This window comes from Flagellimonas flava (genome assembly GCF_050617915.1).
Lineage (GTDB): Bacteria > Bacteroidota > Bacteroidia > Flavobacteriales > Flavobacteriaceae > Flagellimonas > Flagellimonas flava_A.
On sequence record NZ_JBODQE010000100.1, the window covers coordinates 1 to 254 of the forward strand.

Annotated in this window: 1 protein-coding gene; it reads left to right on the forward strand. The window is 45.7% G+C overall.

Annotated elements, in window-relative coordinates; translation table 11 throughout:
- Positions 1 to 226: response regulator transcription factor (locus ACRHOZ_RS21140; RefSeq protein ID WP_431130297.1), on the forward strand; the 226-nt coding region annotated here is incomplete at its 5' end.
- Between the last annotated feature and the right edge of the window lie 28 nt (positions 227 to 254).

Sequence of the window (254 nt, forward strand, 5' to 3'; positions counted from 1 at the left end):
GCCCGAAACGGATATTGACAACGAGGAATTGCCACTGCTCTTACTTATTGAGGACAATGTAGACCTTAGGAATTATATCAGAGAGGTGCTAAACGACCAGTATAGCATACTGGAAGCCAAAGATGGTGAAGTGGGGATACAACACGCCTTGGAACATATTCCGGATATCATAGTCAGCGATTTGATGATGCCCAAGGTCGATGGATTGCAGGTGTGCAAAACCTAATACGATGACGTTCGCACCAGGCATATCC